The sequence below is a fragment of the Tolumonas osonensis genome (assembly GCF_014202415.1).
In the GTDB taxonomy this organism is placed as follows: Bacteria; Pseudomonadota; Gammaproteobacteria; order Enterobacterales; family Aeromonadaceae; genus Tolumonas; species Tolumonas osonensis.
The window spans coordinates 357,249-373,760 of the sequence record NZ_JACHGR010000001.1; the positions used below are offsets into that span (position 1 = coordinate 357,249).

The window sequence follows — 16,512 nt, forward strand, 5'->3', positions numbered from 1 at the left end:
ATACACCATGGCAGCCAAAGTCTGGATTGTCGATGATGACAGCTCTATCCGCTGGGTTCTGGAACGGGCCCTGAGTGCAGAACATTTCGAATGCCTGTCATTTGAAGATGGTGAAAGTCTGCTGGCAGCACTGGATAATCACCAGAATATTCCGGATGTGATCGTATCGGATATTCGTATGCCCGGTATCGACGGCATCTCTTTATTACAGCTCATCCAGGGAAAACAGCCGGATATCCCGGTCATTATCATGACCGCGCATTCGGATCTGGACAGTGCGGTCAATGCCTATCAGAGCGGGGCATTTGAATATCTGCCGAAACCGTTTGATATCGATGAAGCCGTCGCCCTGGTACAGCGCGCTGAAAGTCATCTGCACGAGCAGAGAAATAAACGCCGGGCCCGTCAGCAGGTCGCCACCACAGCGCCGGAAATTATCGGTGAAGCGCCAGCGATGCAGGAGGTGTTCCGCGCCATTGGTCGTCTGGCCCGTTCTTCTATTTCCGTGCTGATCAATGGTCAGTCCGGTACCGGTAAAGAGCTGGTGGCCCATGCCCTGCACCGTCACAGCCCACGGGCGGCCAAACCGTTCATTGCCCTGAATATGGCTGCCATTCCGAAAGATCTGATTGAATCAGAGCTGTTCGGGCATGAAAAAGGCGCCTTTACCGGCGCCAACAGTGTACGTCAGGGGCGTTTTGAACAGGCCAATGGCGGCACCCTGTTTTTAGATGAAATCGGCGATATGCCGCTGGACGTTCAGACCCGCTTACTGCGCGTACTGGCCGATGGCCAGTTCTATCGGGTGGGCGGACATCAGTCGATTCAGGTGGATGTCCGCATTATTGCCGCGACCCACCAGGATCTGGAAAAGCGTGTCGCGGATGGTGATTTCCGTGAGGATTTGTTTCATCGCCTTAACGTGATCCGTATCCATATCCCTTCCTTGCGCGAACGACGTGAAGATATCCCGAAACTGGCGCAGCATTTCCTGTTGCGGGCAGCCAAGGAGCTGAATGTCGAGGCGAAAATGCTGCATCCGGATACCGAAGCCTATATGAGCCGTCTGCCCTGGCCGGGGAACGTACGTCAGCTGGAAAACGTTTGTCGCTGGCTGACCGTGATGGCTTCCGGTCAGGAAGTGCTGGTGTCCGATCTGCCGCCTGAACTGTTGCATCCGGTCGAAGAACGCCCGGTCGCCGGTAAAGAACCCGTCTCTCTGCGCTGGCAGGAACAGCTGCAGCAATGGATCGCGCAGAAACTGGCGCGGGGGGAAGTGGATATTCTGTCTGAAGCCTTGCCGGAGTTCGAGCGGATCATGCTCAATACCGCGCTGCAGCATACACACGGCCATAAGCAGGAAGCGGCCCGTCTGCTGGGCTGGGGTCGTAATACGCTGACCCGGAAGCTGAAAGAGCTGGATATGAACTAATATCAATTAGGCACAACGTTGAAATAAAAGGCATTTTCATTAATTGATTAATGCCTTTTTATTTTTTGTGACACACCATGTGACACACCGCTTAAAATGTCCTGTCTTTTGATGTAGTTCTACAAGCTATTACCGCATGGGGAAATAGCACTGTAATTGAATCGAGCGCATCTCATTCGTAATGCGAAGCTCGAATTGAAATTCATACAACAAAGAACCCGCACTGAGGCGGGTCTGTCGTTTATTATAGGCTGTTAATTTGCACAGAACTTTTTCCATGCCTCTTTGAATGAGGTATCTGAATCTTCAATGATTGCTATCTTCCCATCGGATACAAATCGTTTTTCTCCGCTATAGCCACCAAAAGAGTTTTTGGCGTTCACTACTCCGCAGCCAGCACCAGAGGTTGAAACATAGAACGCGCCAAACTTGGCTGAATCAGGATCTTTTAACTGCGATTTCACAGATCGCTCTGACTTAACCTGGAGCATGGTATCGATGCGGTTTGGTTTCGGTTGATTGGCTGCTTTGCTTGGTGCTGCTTCCGCTGCTGGCAATGGTTTGTTTGTTGTTGTGAATTTAGAACCAACAACAACTAAAACAACTACGGCAATAAACACAAACAGCGATATTTTCAAAAACCGTTTAATCATATTCATTCAATTCCAACTCGTTAATGCTTCTTCCTTGGAAATAGATTACTCGCATTCATAGCAAAGTCATTTGAAGCTCACAATAAAAGGATACAGTCACCTGTTATTTATGTCAGGTATCTTGGGTGAAATAGGCTTGAAACAATGATGACTAGATTTATCCCGTTGTAGTTTTTGCCCACCAGCTAGTGGGCTTTTCTTTTTGCAGTGACGACCTAAAAAAGCTGGAGGCCACCGACAGAAAACCATTGAGCGCATATTTACGCTCGGTAATCAGCCGCACGTGGCGACTCGCCCACTGTTTCGCAAATGCGAATCGTCAACCTTTCGCGCTACCCAGACTCGACATCAGCGGGCTGTTCACCTGGTTGTCAGAATGGAATTGCCCGCTGAGATATAACAAATGTGGTGTGCGATTTTCGCAATTCGCAGTGCGGATCTCTGCGTAGAACAACAGCTTTTTAATGGGAGGATTACCATACCCACAAGGATTAACTGAAACAATGAGTCACAACCAGTCATTCGTTCAAAATTCTCAACCAGCGCTTACAACGCAATCTGTAGCAACAGGGTGTGGCCTTTGGCAATTCTCAGTACGAGCGGTTATCCGAAAACCAGTTTTTAGGTAGTGAAGTCTAACTTGCTTTTGTCCAGACATGACAGCCTGAATCATTTATGCCCCATTCTGCGTTAGCATCAACAATCTATCTCTTGCGTTTCAGCATCAATTAACCAAATGCGGTTAATGTTATAAAGCGATAACAAACATCAGCATCACGACGTCCTGCTCATGATGCAGTATTATTTTGCGTTAGATTGCATAATTATCTTTTGATTAAATTACCGGAAATGATGATAAAGCTGCACGCAACATAAATACCGAATGCCACAATCAGCCACTGAGGCATCGTCCACGTCAGAAATTGCCATTGGATCTCTGAACAATCGCCGGTGCCGTTGAAGAACCATGGCATCCATTGATTCAGTGGCAACCATTGCGGGAAGGTTACAAATAAATCACAGGTGTTAAATGGTGACGGATGAAGCTGGATATCAGTTTGCTGTAACGCTATCTGTAGGCCCTGAATCGAGGAATAAGCCCATAGCAACAGACCGGACCAGCGCAGAAGCATATTCTTCGGATTGATGAAGCCTATCACTGCCCCCGCCATGATCCCCAGAACAGCGACACGCTGATAAATACACAACACGCAAGGCTGTAGCCCCATTACATGCTGAAACACCATGGCACAGAGTTCAAGAAACAGGGTTGACCCGAGAAGCACTGCCCATGCAATTCGGTTCTGCGTCATTTTACGAATAAAAATAATCATTTTGCCATCCGATCTGATTAATGCTTATTAGCGGGATACTTGACGTTTTATTGAGTTTCCCAAAGGCAGAGACACTCGTAAGCAGAAAGCTCATCCGGCGAATCGTTATCCATCAACCGGAATAAATACATTCTTGCGGAGCCAAGCATGCCACTGACACGGATTTTTTTCACTAACTGGCAAATAATTAATAGGCATCCGTTTTTTGCAGCAATATCTCAGAGACAGCGCAAATACTGAGACCTCAAGAGTTGTGAAAAATGACTTTTTCAGCAACAGATTCTCTGCGAAGATCATTATCAGGAAAATGATGTAAGTAAGAATTAACAGTTACAGCAAAATAGGCTTATGTGATGAAAATAATAGATGGACTGCGGCAGCAGGGTGTTCCGGCAGCGTTATTTGCGGCATTGCTATTTGGGGCAGGAACTCCACTGGCTAAATGGTTGCTTGATTCGGTGAGTCCATGGTTACTGGCGGGACTTCTTTATCTGGGATCAGGTGTGGGACTAACTATTTACCGCCTCATCAGCCGGGCAGAACCTTGCCGGCTAGCACGCACTGAAATGCTATGGTTCATCGGTGCTATCATCTCCGGTGGGGTTATTGCGCCTGTGCTACTGATGCTTGGACTGACGCATGCGCCTGCATCAGGGGCTTCATTGTTATTAAATGCAGAAGGTGTTTTTACAGCTCTGCTGGCATGGTTTGCTTTCAAGGAAAACTTTGATCGGCGTATTGCCCTTGGCATGGTCGCTATTGTTGCCGGGGCGATCTTGTTAAGTTGGCCGGGCGAAGCCGAGTTTTCTGATGTATGGGCGTCTCTGGCAATCTTGGGGGCTTGTTTTGCGTGGGGGATTGATAACAATCTAACCCGGAAGGTATCACTCTCTGATGCAACCTGGATCGCCTCGGTCAAAGGGCTGGCAGCCGGGGTGGTTAACCTTGTTCTGGCATTGTTGTTGGGCGCGTCATTACCAGCACTGCCTGCTATGGCTGGGGCTATGGTTGTCGGATTCTTATCCTACGGCGTTAGTCTGGCGTTATTTGTGCTTGGACTGCGTTATCTGGGCACCGCCAGAACGGGCGCTTATTTTTCGATTGCTCCATTTATCGGTGCATTGATTGCCTTGCTGATGGGGGAGCCATTAACGCTGACCTTAGTGATTGCCGGTAGCTTCATGGCGGTGGGGATCTGGTTACATCTGACCGAGCATCATGAGCACGAGCATACTCATACCGATATTGAACATGAGCACGAACATATTCATGATGAACATCATCAGCATAGTCATGATTTTCCTTTAGAGGATGGCGTTAAGCATAGCCATTTGCATAAGCATGATCCACAACGTCATTCTCATGCTCACTTCCCTGACATGCACCACCAGCACCGGCATGACTAAAAGTTCAGTCATGCCTGATTTTACTTGACCCTAAAGTCACTACAGGCTTTTTAATATGGCTGCTTATTCTAAATTCAAGGAAGCATCTATGTTGAAAAAAGTAGCGCTGTTATTTGTCTGCTTATGGGTTCCCTTTACACAGGCTGCACCACAGTTTAAAGAAAATGTAAATTATGAGGTGCTCCAGCCTGTCGTTTCAGCCCAACCGGAAGTGATGGAGTATTTCTCATTTTTTTGCCCGCATTGTTATCGGTTTGAGCCAGTGATGGAGGAGTTGCAAAAACAGTTACCGCAAGGAGTTACATTCAAACAAACTCCGGTTGCCTTTATTGGTGGGGATATGGGGGCTGAATTGCAGAGGGCTTATGCGGCTTCTCTGCTGCTGAATGTCAAAGAATCGGTCTCTGCTACATTGTTTCGTCAGATCCATGAAGAGCGCAAACAACCAGGAAGCCGGGCAGATATTCGAACTGTATTTGTCAAAGCTGGTATTGATGGTGCTGTATTCGATAAAACGATAGAGAGTACGACAGTGACGGACATGGTCGCTGAATACAATCAGAACACCCGCATTAACAAGATAGATGCAGTACCGATGGTGATCGTTAATAAAAAATACCGGGTTAAAACCGAAGGTATTAACAGTGCAGAAGAGTATTTTCAGCTGATTAATTTTTTGGCAAAAAAACGAAATTAATACGTAATACGCATTTCTGGAAAACTCAAAAACGGGATCAGCTGAATGGCAATCCCGTTTCCAGAAGCCTACCGTACCGAAATTCCTGCTATTGATACAACCTGCAGCCTATAAGCCAGAAGAAGCGAGGAGACAACATAAATAACGAGCGGGATTGATCCCCACTTGGTGTAAGGCGTTGTACCGGTCGTTGTTTTCACTTTTACCCGCAAAGCAGCCATTTCAAACTGAGGCAACGAGGCCAGCAGACGGCCTTTTTCATCAAACGCTGCCGTAACACCGCTGTTGGTCGGGCGTAGCAATGGTTTTCCGAACTCGATTGCCCGCATTCTGGCAATATTCAGATGCTGCCACGGCCCGGTCGACTCTCCGAACCAACTGTCATTCGACACATTCATGATAAATTGCGTATCGTCATGAATATTTTGTCGCATCTCATCAGAGAACTCTGTCTCGTAACAGATTGCTGTGGCGAATTTATATCCTTTGACGAGAATATTGGCTTGTTTGGCATTCCCTCTGCTGAACGATGACATCGGTAAATTAAAAATGGGCGCCAGAGGCCGCAAATACGTTTCAAAGGGAACAAATTCACCGATGGGTACCAGATGCTGTTTATACCAGCGATTATTCCGTCCATACTGATAAGATTGTTGCCCTTCTTTATCGATAAGGCCGATACCGACAACGGCATTATAAGATTGATTATTCTGCTGGTCGTAGTATTGGATCCCTGTAATGAAGCCTGTGTTTTTACTGCGTAGTGTTTCATCCATGTTTGTCATGAACTCACGCATATCATTTTCCATCGCAGGCACGGCTGATTCAGGCCATGCAACAATATCTGCATCCATATTTTTCTGTGTCAGTGTCAGGTATTTCAGCAAAGTGGGCCTGATTTCAGAAGGTTCCCATTTCAGCGATTGTGGAATATTTCCCTGTATCAGTGCGAAATCAACCTCTTCACCTGGCGTTGTCCATTCCTGACGTTGCAAACCATATCCGCCTATGAACAACATGACTGGAATGAACAACCAGCGGATCTTGCGTTGTGTGATTGCCAGTACTAATGCAGCTGAAGTGCAGACCACGGCCAGCGTGACAGACTGAACACCAAAAAGAGGAGCATAACCAGCCAACCAGGTATCCGTCTGACTGTATCCAATCCACATCCACGGAAAGCCAGTCAGTGCCTGACCAAACATCCAGTCACTCATTAGCCATAAGGCCGGAAATGCTAGTAATAACCGACTGGCATTTCCTGTCGGGAAAAAACGGTTAAGAAGATAGCCAACCATAGCCGGATAGAGCGAAAGGTAGGCGCATAAAACCGCAACCAGACTATAAGCGGCTGCCAGCGACATCCCGGAAAATGTGCTCATACTGACGTGGATCCACGATAAGCCGGTGATGTTCATTCCCATCGCAAACAACCAACAGAGACGGAAAGCTCGCCATGGTGTTTGATTCTGTAGATGAAACAGAAAGCCTGTCATAGCAATGAAAGCAAGCGGCCACCAGTTATAAGGTGCAAAAGTACCGGTCATAAGACAGCCACATAAAAATATGCTCAATGAGGCATATTTTGAATGGCTGGGGAAACACAGCGAATTATTCCTGTTCATGTTCAATTAGGCATCGGATCCGTTAGGTTAAACCCCATCAGCAAACAGAATACTGGGTGCTCAGTTGAGAGGCTTTCTGTTGAAAGCGCGCCGATATTCTCATAGTCCTTCAGGTGGCAACAGCGCTGATTATCTGGCAGATAAAAAAATTTATTCGTCTTGACCCTATAGTTCCTTCAGGGTGTTGAATAAGAAATTTACAGTGAATGCAGGGAAATAGCCATATGCTAAAACGCTTTATTATTCTGTCTGTTGCAATCATCAGTTGTGTTGCTTTCGAACAACAAACAAAGGTCTGGGCACAGGAATGGCTTCAGCCGGGAGTGTCTGTTAAATATCTGAGCGGAATATTCCAGTTCATACTTGCTGAAAACCGGGGGGCATTTCTTGGGCTGGGCGCACAAATGCCGGAGTTTATGAAGATTGTTATCTTCACAGGGATCATCCCTGCTTGTTTATTAGTGGGATTTATCTGGGTAGTACAGGAAAAGCATTTAACTATCATGGGTTCTCTGGCTGCCGTCCTGCTGATTGCCGGAGGTATAAGTAATGTGATTGATCGCGCTTTCAATCATGGCGTGGTGATTGACTTTATGTATCTGGACATCGGCCCTTTGCATACCGGCATATTCAATGTGGCTGATATTTTTATAATGACCGCTGTGTTCATTATGGTTTGTTTGTCCTTCAGTCAGGAAAAATCCGCCAGAAATTAATCTCCGTTTAGTATCACAGACTTTTTTCTGATCACAGCTTGACCCTGTAGTTACTTTAGGGTGTTGAATTATAACTAGACGGAAAAGACGGAGTAGTATCATGACTCGCAGTTGTAATCATGACCATCACGATAAAAAAACAGTTCCGGGTTCAAAACCCAGATTTAAGGCTATGACACCCGCTGAACCGGAGCACTTCTTTGTAAAAAATAAAGTGGCTGCTGTGCCGCAGGAAACAGTATGTTCTGATGAGCATGACCATGACCGCTCTTGTGGCTCATGCTGTGCCCCCGCCTCGATCAATCTCACTGGATTAACCGCATCAGAAACAGTTGCGGAAGGTATGTGTACACCGATCCGGATTATGCAAATGGATTGTCCGGTTGAAGAAAATCTGATCCGGAAAAAGCTAGGCAATATGGCAGCTGTGAAGAGCCTGGAATTCAACCTGATGCAACGGGTCTTAACGGTAGTACATGAACCAGAAGCGCTGGAATCAGTGCTGGAAGCTATTCGCTCTCTGGGTTTCAGCCCGGAGCTACCGGATACCAGCGGCAAGCTGACAACAGCCAAAGAACCAGCCAAATCATGGTGGCCATTGGCACTGTCAGGCCTGTTTGCTTTGTCATCAGAAATTTCCAGCTGGATGGATTTCCCTGAATGGTCGGCAGCACTGCTGGGCATACTGGCGGTGGCTTTATCTGGCGTTTCAACCTACAAAAAAGGCTGGATTGCCGTTCGTAATGGCAACATGAATATCAACGCGCTGATGAGTATTGCTGTTACCGGTGCATTACTCATCGGTCAGTGGCCTGAAGCTGCTATGGTGATGGTGTTATTTACCATCGCCGAATTGATTGAAGCTAAATCGCTGGACCGGGCACGAAATGCGATTGAAGGCTTACTGAAACTGGTGCCCGAAACCGTCACCGTATTAGAACCCGATGGCAGTTGGCGGGAAATGGAAGCTCGTGCCGTGGAGGTTGGACGAACTGTGCGGGTCAAGCCGGGCGAACGGATCGGACTGGATGGCAAAATCATCCGGGGAAATTCGAGCGTTAACCAGGCACCAATCACCGGTGAAAGTCTGCCGGTGGAAAAGAGTGAAGGTGATGCTGTCTTCGCCGGGACAATCAATGAATCCGGCTCTTTTGAATATCAGGTGACAGCTGCAGCCAGCAATACAACTCTGGCCAGAATTATTCATGCCGTGGAGGAAGCGCAGGGGAAAAAGGCACCGACACAGCGGTTTGTTGATAATTTTGCCCGCATCTATACCCCGGCAGTGTTCATCGTAGCGTTGCTTGTCGCCATATTACCGCCATTAGTTGCAGGCGCTGACTGGCATGAATGGATCTACAAGGCGTTGGTATTGCTGGTCATCGCATGCCCTTGTGCACTGGTGATCTCGACACCAGTGACAATTGTCAGCGGACTCGCGGTAGCCGCCCGTCATGGCATCCTGATCAAAGGGGGGGTCTATCTGGAAGAAGGGCACAAATTAACATGGCTGGCGCTCGATAAAACCGGAACGATTACTCATGGGAAACCTGCACAGACCGACTTTGAAATCCTGTCGGATGTGAATGCTGTGCGTTGCCGCAGTCTGGCAGCCAGCCTGTCAGGCCGAAGTGATCACCCTGTTTCCCGCGCCATTGCGGCGGCGGCGGCAGAGGTTCAGACTCCCGTGTTTGCTGTGGAATCCTTCGAAGCCCTTGCTGGCCGTGGTGTATACGGCGTCATTGATGGTAAAAAATATGCGTTAGGGAATCACCGGCTGATCCATGATCTGAATCTTTGTACGCCTGCCTATGAAGCACAGATTGAAGCACTGGAACGGCTCGGGAAAACCGTTGTATTGCTGGCAGATGAACACCGGGTGCTCGCACTGTTCGCGGTTGCCGATACGGTAAAAGAAAGTAGCCATGCCGCTATTGGTGCATTGCACCGCTTAGGTGTGAAAACCGTGATGCTGACAGGTGATAATCAGTTCACCGCAGATGCAATTGCACAACAGGTTGGTATCGATCTGGCACGGGGCGATCTGCTGCCGGAAGATAAACTGCAAGCCGTGGAATCATTCGGACAGGAAGGCGTGGTCGGCATGGTGGGTGATGGCATTAATGATGCGCCTGCACTAGCCAGAGCGCATATCGGATTCGCTATGGGGGCCATGGGTACCGATACCGCGATAGAAACGGCCGATGTAGCACTGATGGATGATGATTTAAATAAAATTCCCACGTTTGTCCGGCTTTCACGGGCAACACGTTCGATTCTTGTTCAGAACATCAGTTTGGCGTTAATCATTAAAAGTGTGTTCCTGATCCTAACGTTAGTGGGTTTAGGTACCATGTGGATGGCTGTATTTGCGGATGTGGGGGCCAGCCTGCTGGTTGTCGGCAATGGTTTACGGTTACTTCGCAAATAAGGTGAATGCACAGGTTGCTATTTCACCGTAGTGACCTGTTATCTAAAAAATTAAAGATCTGAGTAGATCTATGATGGAGAGATGATGATGAAATGTCCGGTGTGTGCAGATGCGACGCTGATAATGAGTGAGCGCCAGGGGATCGAGATCGACTATTGCCCGCAATGTCGAGGAGTGTGGCTGGATCGGGGAGAGCTTGATAAAATTATTGAGCGCTCAACTGCTGTATCCAGTACACCTGTCAGCCCAACACCTCAGCAACCACCCCATTCAACGCCGGTATATCAAGAACGGCAATATCATGATAAACATGGTTACAATGATCGTCATCATGGCGGACATCATAAGTCGTTCTGGAAGGATTTATTTGACTGATATTAGGTCGGGTATGGCAATAGCAAAACAAAATCCATGGCATGTTTTCCTGATATTTCTCCGGCTTGGTCTAACTTCATTCGGTGGGCCAATTGCTCATTTAAGCTATTTTCGTGATGAGTTTGTGATACGGAGACAGTGGTTGAGCGAACGCAGCTATGCTGATTTAGTTGCTCTCTGCCAATTTCTGCCGGGGCCGGCCAGTAGTCAGGTTGGGATCGCTCTCGGACTATCTCGATCTGGGTATGTGGGGGCTTTGGCCGCCTGGGCAGGATTTACGCTGCCGTCGGCTATTGCACTTATTTTCTTCGCACTCGGTCTATCGAGCCATGCGATAGCTATTCCAGAAGGAGGACTGCACGGCCTTAAGGTGGTGGCTGTCGCTGTGGTTGCGCAGGCGGTATGGGGTATGGCAAAGAATCTATGTACCGATCCGCCTCGGATCGTCATCATGACGGTTTCGTCTTGTGTTGCGTTGATAGCTCCATCGGCACTTGGTCAGGTTGGAACTATCGTTGTAGCTGGCATTTCGGGGCTTATTCTATTCAAACCAACATCCCACGAAGATCATTCCTCGTTCCTAGGTCAATTCAGTCAGCGGTCTGGTGTGCTGTGGTTAACACTGTTCTTCTGTTTATTGGCGGGCCTGCCAATGTTGGCATCGTTGCTACCTTACCAAGCCATTGCAGACATAAGTGTATTCTTTCAATCAGGGGCTTTGGTTTTTGGCGGCGGCCATGTTGTGCTACCTTTGCTGCAAACAGCTATTGTCCCTCAGGGTTGGGTCAGTAATGACGCGTTCCTGGCTGGATACGGTGCGGCGCAAGCTGTTCCCGGCCCTCTGTTCACATTTGCTGCCTTCTTGGGAGCGTCAATGAATGTCACCCCGTCAGGGTGGCTCGGTGGTATAGTCTGTTTACTCGCAATATTCATACCGTCATTTTTGTTGGTGCTAGGGGCATTACCGTTCTGGGAGCAACTGCGCTGCAATGTGCGAATGCAAGCTGGGCTGATGGGGATAAACGCGGCAGTAGTGGGTTTATTGTTGGCAGCGCTCTATAACCCCGTATGGACTAGTGCCATTCACACACCGAAAGATTTTGGTATTGCGCTAGTCGCTTTCATCACACTGATGTTTTGGAAGTTGCCGCCTTGGTTAGTCGTGGCGAGCTGTGGTGTAACAGGTTGGCTGGTCAGTATGCTTTGATTAACGAGACGGAACGATGGCGCTCTTTCGCTGCAATTAGTTAACAAATGTTAACTTTAAAGTCTAAGAAGCTTTTGTCCAGAAACGAGTTTCGTTCAACGGATCAGCCCCCCGCGTTTCGTTTTGACAGACATCTTTCATGGTTCGGCCAGCTTCAACGGCTTTGATCACGGCGATGATTTGGCTTTCAGTAAAACGAGCTTTGCGCATAGGGTGTTCTCTTTTGAGTTTCAAAATTAAGCAAAGCTATTTCACAGAACCACCAGCCAGTGCCAGCACAGAGCACATAGAATCAATTTTAAAGCTAAATTAACACTCATATAGCCATACATCACATCTACCATGTAAACGCCATTTATGTGGCTTAAACTTGATGTGAATTTTTAATTTTTCAGATAGTGAGGCCAACGCAATTTTGCGCTGGCTGTTTAGCTGATCTGGCTAATCATTGGCTGCCTTGGTTAATGCTCTGGCATATATGAATCAAGCATCCGTCAAATAATCATCAAGCATGGGTGAAGCATGATGCCTGTACGATGTTGTGTTGGTGATGTTGATTGCTGGTGGAGTAACTGAGCGCTGAGTCATTGAATCGGCAGGAAGGGCCGTTTTTGTTTTGCCGTTTTTGGGCCTCGCGCATCAAAACAGACGTTTTCAGACTAATAGTCTAACCCTATTGCTCTGGTAATATTACTAAGTGGTCCGACTATCGGAGCGGGTGAAGGCTAAAAAATGGCGTTTTTGCTCCGACTACCGGAGCGGAAAAGATAAAAATCGTAGCAAATTCTGATAAAAACAGGCTCGATTGCTCCGACTCCCGGAGCGGCTCCGCTCCGACTATCGGAGTGGGAAAAATCGAAATTGAGTGGAACGAATTTAGTTACCAGATTAAACAAAAAAACCCACTAGGTTATGGTGGGTTATCTTGATTACTTGCAGTTGCTACGCGGCCTCATACTGAATACTGCCGTCATATGGCCCTGAAAAGTCCAAACGCAAAGCCCGCTTTGTACCCTTAACTGTAGGTATCCATTTATCACCTGACTTAATGCCTATATCATCAACACGAAGCCATGTTAAAGCATACAAAGAGCACATCCTGCGACCATCAACCCCAGCATAGCCATTGCGAGTCTTAACGATAAAACCATGTTCTATCAACTCTTTTACAGACCGATTGATAGTGTCACTACTACGGATGCCATGCTTTATCATTTCCGCTTTTGTAGCTGATAAATCGCCATTATTTGCCCCGTTGTACTGACATAACAGCGCAATCAAAACACGAACGGAGGCATTATTCAGGGTTTTGAAGTCATCGCACATAAATACCCAGGTAGGAATTTGAAGAATTCCGCCTTTATGCTTCCAGTCAGACCATAAACCACCTTGTGAACAGTACTCATTCTTTCGTCCTTGCGTACCGGAAGAACCCATACATTCACCTCTTAATGAATCGGCTGACTCATGGCGGCGTTTAATGGCTGACCTTGTGAGAGCACCTCAAAAGCCATTTCAGCCCATGAATTGAAAAGCTCACTCATAATTGTGACGCCAAGTTCTGACAGCTCGCCAGAGCTTTCAAATTGCTGCGTTTCGTCAATCATGGCGTTAAGCATTTCAGCGGAGTTTATCTCCCCCTGCTCTGCGCCATATTCAGCAATAAGTGCGCCTTCAATGTTGTTCTGAATAGCTAAAGCAATTATGTCGGGGCTTACTTCCATCCTGATCCGGTATTGCTCGTTCTGATACCAGGGGCCACCGTTCAATACTTGAAGCTTGACGTGATAACAGGCCACAGCCTCACGGATGGTAGAGAATGTTTGTTCTGCGCTCATATATAGTTCTTGATTGGCTACATCGTGTGATTGATATTTATTCATATGAATTGATTCTGTGGGCGTTGCCAGCAATGACACTGATTCATTCATAGAGCGCACCTTCTCAATGCGGCTTATTATTTTACTGTTATTGTTCATGCCGCCACCTCAATTGATTTGTCATGTGTGAATAAGCCATCCCATGTCTTTTTCATTGGCAGCTTTCCTTTGGCGTACAAATCAAACAGGCGAACGGCACCAGCGCGGAGCAATGTTGGCTGATATTTAATGAAAGACGGTTTGTCTTCTGGCGTGATCTTGGTTTCTTTCTCAGTAAGATACTTATCGCGGGCATAAGAATTGACGCGCCATCCGTGTTTGTCGTGGCGTAACCAATTTTTATCCAGAAGGAATTCATTTACTTTCTGGCAGTTAACGCCATTCAGTTTCTTAACGAACTGAGAAGGGGTCATGCCTTCATTGAACAGGGTGTGCAGCTGGCTGATCTCTTCTTCTTGCTGTTTGTTGATCAGTAACAGGGCTTCTTTTTCTTCTTCGGCCTGAACGATCATCAAAGCGAGATCTTTTCTTGATAGCTCAGCTGCTGAATAAGATCCGGTTTTACGGATAGACGGCAAAACATCAGATGTAACCCACTTCTTGAATGCTTTCGCTTCTGGCTTGCGGCTACGAAGAATTGCAGAGTACAAACCAGATTCATTGATTACTGATACTGACTGCTCACCACCAAGGGTCCGCACAATCTGCGTACCCTTTTCATCATCATCAAGAATGCGGGTCATGTCGTGAGCATCGCGATATTCAAGAATTGACGCGATATCAGTCGCCACAAACCAAGGATCGTTGTTGATTTCAACAACACGGATCTGTTTTGACTCAAAATTGAAAGGAATAATGTTCATGCTGCCACCCGCTTACGCTACCTGCAAACCATTAATCCAAGCCTGAATATCAGACTCACGCCAACGGATAGAACGGCCTAGCTTGATGTGTTTGGGGAATTTACCTTCCCTCTCCCAACGCCAAATAGTTACACGGCTTAATTGAACCTGTGGCTGTACTTGGTGGAAGCTCAAAAGACGGTTTTGGGTAGGGCTTTCTACAGCCTCTTTTACCATGGCTTTTAACTCATGAATGGTAGGTATTTTGTTGCTAGGCATTATCAATGCTCCTGTTTGTTAATGTGTGTTGCAGGAGCAATTCTTTCTCGTTTGATTAGATGAATGTGGGAGTTACTGAAAACTCCCTAGGAGTTATTAGTTATTTCTAATTTGCGGAATTATGTAGCAAACGCACAAGACTAGCCCCCCGATCAAACCCAAATACCCCTGTTTCCATCTCGGACAGGGTTATTTTCATGGCTGAATCTCATGTGGTTTCTGGCTTGGTCGCCAAACGGTCGGAAGTCTCTGGCCTGATCTCGCACTATCAGCACGAAATCGCTCGGCTACAAGACGATATGCAGCACCTTGATGCCACCATCAAGCTATTCGACCCGGAGTATTACTTACGTACCATCCGGGCCAAGCAAGTAAGGCAGCACAGCCGCCTGTTTGCCAATGGCGAATGTCATCGGCTAATGCTGGAGGCGTTGCGAGAGATGGGTGGGCAAGGCAGTACCGGCGAGATTGCCCAGCGCATTCATGCCCGCAAAGGCTTTGAAGTCAAGGCTGTTCATCATGGAGTGGACGCAATGCTGCGTCGCGCCGCCAGTTCTGGCTTGCTGGTGAAGGGTGGCCGCAACGAATCCGGCAACCTGTGGAAACTGGCTGATTTGGCTCAGTGAACCAGGTGTTCCATCAGGCGCTTGTTGCCTTGCCAGTAGCCGCCAAAATCTCGCGAGGTGCACTTCATCAGGATATCGAAGAACATCTCACCGTTGCTCATGCGGCGATTGTCTTCCCGGTAGGCGGCTTCATTGGCGTAGTGGTTCAGATGCATGATGCCGAACTTGTGTACCTGACCGTACTGCATGCGGCGGAAGCGCGAGAAGTAGCTTTCAGCCACATTGGTAGTTACGCCCTATCCAACTCCACCTCGCCATCCAGCTCGGTTTCATCGCGTTGAGTCATCAGCTATTCCCGAATCTTGTGCGCCAGGGCGAAGGCAGTCTTGTTCTGCACGTCCAGGTCACGCGCCAGTTGCAGTGCCGACAAGCCTTTCACTGCATTGCAGTAGATAGCGATGGCGGCGAGGTAGACCTTCAACGGTAGCTTGTGGCTGTCGAAGATCGTGCCGGACGTGACCGAGAAGGTGTGATTGCAGTCGCGGCAGCGCCATTGGCGGCGGATCTTGATGAAATAGTGCTTGGCAACGCTGGCAGCATGGGCAAATAGTGTCGTGATGGCCCCAACGGCTCTGCTTGAACATCTCGAATGCCTGATCGTCGCTGAGCGAAAAAATATTGCACAGTGACAGGGTACGAGCTTGGGCGGAGAGCAGGAAGTGTTGTGACATGGCAGCAACTCGTTTCTACATATATGTGGATCACATGCCATATCTGCGCCTTATCAAACTTATATTTAGGGAAATATCCCTTTTTTGGTAGAATATTCTTCATAAATAGCGAGGTTGCCATGAATGAACAGACTTGGAATCAACGCGCCACCAACCTACTGAAGTCGCAGATGGTGCTGGCGGGGATGAGCTACGAGGAACTGATACAGCGTCTGGCCGCAATTGGCGTAGACGAGAGCTACAAGGGCATTGCCAACAAGATCAACCGGGGAACGTTCAGCTTTGTGTTCTTTATGCAATGCATGAAAGCGTTGGGTGTTAACGAAATTCGACTGTGA

16 protein-coding genes and 2 pseudogenes are annotated in these 16,512 nt (G+C 47.7%); 9 read left to right on the plus strand and 9 right to left on the minus strand.

From position 1 onward, the window contains the following. The first annotated feature begins 7 nt into the window (after positions 1 to 7). Complete coding sequence (gene glnG, locus HNR75_RS01595) at positions 8 to 1,432, plus strand: nitrogen regulation protein NR(I) (protein ID WP_188025259.1); 1,425 nt, start codon at positions 8 to 10, stop codon at positions 1,430 to 1,432. Positions 1,433 to 1,686: 254 nt separating this feature from the next. Here the strand turns inward: glnG and HNR75_RS01600 are convergent, their stop codons facing one another. Continuing rightward, on the minus strand, positions 1,687 to 2,091 hold the full coding sequence (locus tag HNR75_RS01600) for a hypothetical protein (RefSeq protein ID WP_188025260.1): 405 nt from the start codon (positions 2,089 to 2,091) through the stop codon (positions 1,687 to 1,689). 818 nt (positions 2,092 to 2,909) lie between these two features. Next, on the minus strand, positions 2,910 to 3,419 hold the full coding sequence (gene dsbB / locus HNR75_RS01605; RefSeq protein ID WP_188025261.1) for a disulfide bond formation protein DsbB: 510 nt from the start codon (positions 3,417 to 3,419) through the stop codon (positions 2,910 to 2,912). A 353-nt stretch (positions 3,420 to 3,772) separates the two neighbouring features. Between dsbB and HNR75_RS01610 the strand changes: the two genes are divergently transcribed. Next, entirely contained in the window at positions 3,773 to 4,825 is a 1,053-nt protein-coding gene (locus tag HNR75_RS01610) for a DMT family transporter (protein WP_188025262.1), read from the plus strand. Positions 4,826 to 4,880: 55 nt separating this feature from the next. Then, positions 4,881 to 5,522, plus strand: coding sequence for a thiol:disulfide interchange protein DsbA/DsbL (locus HNR75_RS01615; RefSeq protein ID WP_246358669.1), 642 nt, complete (start codon positions 4,881 to 4,883; stop codon positions 5,520 to 5,522). A gap of 68 nt (positions 5,523 to 5,590) precedes the next feature. Here HNR75_RS01615 and lnt read toward each other — a convergent pair whose 3' ends face one another. After that, on the minus strand, positions 5,591 to 7,147 hold the full coding sequence (gene lnt / locus HNR75_RS01620) for an apolipoprotein N-acyltransferase (RefSeq protein ID WP_188025263.1): 1,557 nt from the start codon (positions 7,145 to 7,147) through the stop codon (positions 5,591 to 5,593). A 224-nt stretch (positions 7,148 to 7,371) separates the two neighbouring features. Between lnt and lspA the strand changes: the two genes are divergently transcribed. The 4 genes from lspA (at position 7,372) to chrA (ending at position 11,876) form a co-directional block, all read left to right on the plus strand. Further along, positions 7,372 to 7,863 carry a signal peptidase II gene (gene lspA / locus HNR75_RS01625; protein ID WP_188025264.1) on the plus strand — a complete coding sequence of 164 codons (492 nt, stop codon included), beginning with the start codon at positions 7,372 to 7,374 and terminating at the stop codon, positions 7,861 to 7,863. Positions 7,864 to 8,035: 172 nt separating this feature from the next. After that, positions 8,036 to 10,294 carry a heavy metal translocating P-type ATPase gene (locus HNR75_RS01630; protein WP_246358672.1) on the plus strand — a complete coding sequence of 753 codons (2,259 nt, stop codon included), beginning with the start codon at positions 8,036 to 8,038 and terminating at the stop codon, positions 10,292 to 10,294. Between the two features lie 81 nt (positions 10,295 to 10,375). After that, the gene (locus tag HNR75_RS01635; protein ID WP_246358674.1) at positions 10,376 to 10,669 is read left to right on the plus strand and encodes a TFIIB-type zinc ribbon-containing protein; all 294 of its coding nucleotides are present in this window, start codon (positions 10,376 to 10,378) and stop codon (positions 10,667 to 10,669) included. Continuing rightward, positions 10,605 to 11,876 carry a chromate efflux transporter gene (gene chrA / locus HNR75_RS01640; RefSeq protein ID WP_425506753.1) on the plus strand — a complete coding sequence of 424 codons (1,272 nt, stop codon included), beginning with the start codon at positions 10,605 to 10,607 and terminating at the stop codon, positions 11,874 to 11,876. The genes HNR75_RS01635 and chrA overlap by 65 nt, the downstream gene beginning before the upstream one ends. A gap of 123 nt (positions 11,877 to 11,999) precedes the next feature. Here chrA and HNR75_RS15430 read toward each other — a convergent pair. The 5 genes and pseudogenes from HNR75_RS15430 to HNR75_RS01665 form a co-directional block, all read right to left on the minus strand. Beyond that, positions 12,000 to 12,086, minus strand: a pseudogene (locus tag HNR75_RS15430) (transposase); the annotation flags it as partial. A gap of 732 nt (positions 12,087 to 12,818) precedes the next feature. Further along, positions 12,819 to 13,313, minus strand: coding sequence for a MarR family transcriptional regulator (locus HNR75_RS01650; protein WP_188025266.1), 495 nt, complete (start codon positions 13,311 to 13,313; stop codon positions 12,819 to 12,821). 11 nt (positions 13,314 to 13,324) lie between these two features. Next, positions 13,325 to 13,855: a hypothetical protein gene (locus HNR75_RS01655; protein ID WP_188025267.1), complete on the minus strand. Its 531-nt coding sequence runs from the start codon at positions 13,853 to 13,855 to the stop codon at positions 13,325 to 13,327. Continuing rightward, positions 13,852 to 14,619, minus strand: a complete 768-nt coding sequence (locus tag HNR75_RS01660) for a BRO-N domain-containing protein (protein WP_188025268.1) — start codon at positions 14,617 to 14,619, stop codon at positions 13,852 to 13,854. Before HNR75_RS01660 ends, HNR75_RS01655 begins: the two co-directional genes overlap by 4 nt. A gap of 12 nt (positions 14,620 to 14,631) precedes the next feature. Next, on the minus strand, positions 14,632 to 14,877 hold the full coding sequence (locus tag HNR75_RS01665; RefSeq protein WP_223157716.1) for a helix-turn-helix transcriptional regulator: 246 nt from the start codon (positions 14,875 to 14,877) through the stop codon (positions 14,632 to 14,634). A 197-nt stretch (positions 14,878 to 15,074) separates the two neighbouring features. Between HNR75_RS01665 and HNR75_RS01670 the strand changes: the two genes are divergently transcribed. Next, positions 15,075 to 15,503: a hypothetical protein gene (locus HNR75_RS01670; RefSeq protein WP_188025269.1), complete on the plus strand. Its 429-nt coding sequence runs from the start codon at positions 15,075 to 15,077 to the stop codon at positions 15,501 to 15,503. Here the strand turns inward: HNR75_RS01670 and HNR75_RS15640 are convergent. Next, positions 15,497 to 16,174: pseudogene (locus HNR75_RS15640) on the minus strand (transposase). The gene HNR75_RS01670 and the pseudogene HNR75_RS15640 sit on opposite strands and share 7 nt — an antisense overlap. Positions 16,175 to 16,293: 119 nt before the next feature. Between HNR75_RS15640 and HNR75_RS01680 the strand changes: the two are divergent. Continuing rightward, positions 16,294 to 16,512, plus strand: a complete 219-nt coding sequence (locus HNR75_RS01680) for a DUF6471 domain-containing protein (protein WP_188025270.1) — start codon at positions 16,294 to 16,296, stop codon at positions 16,510 to 16,512.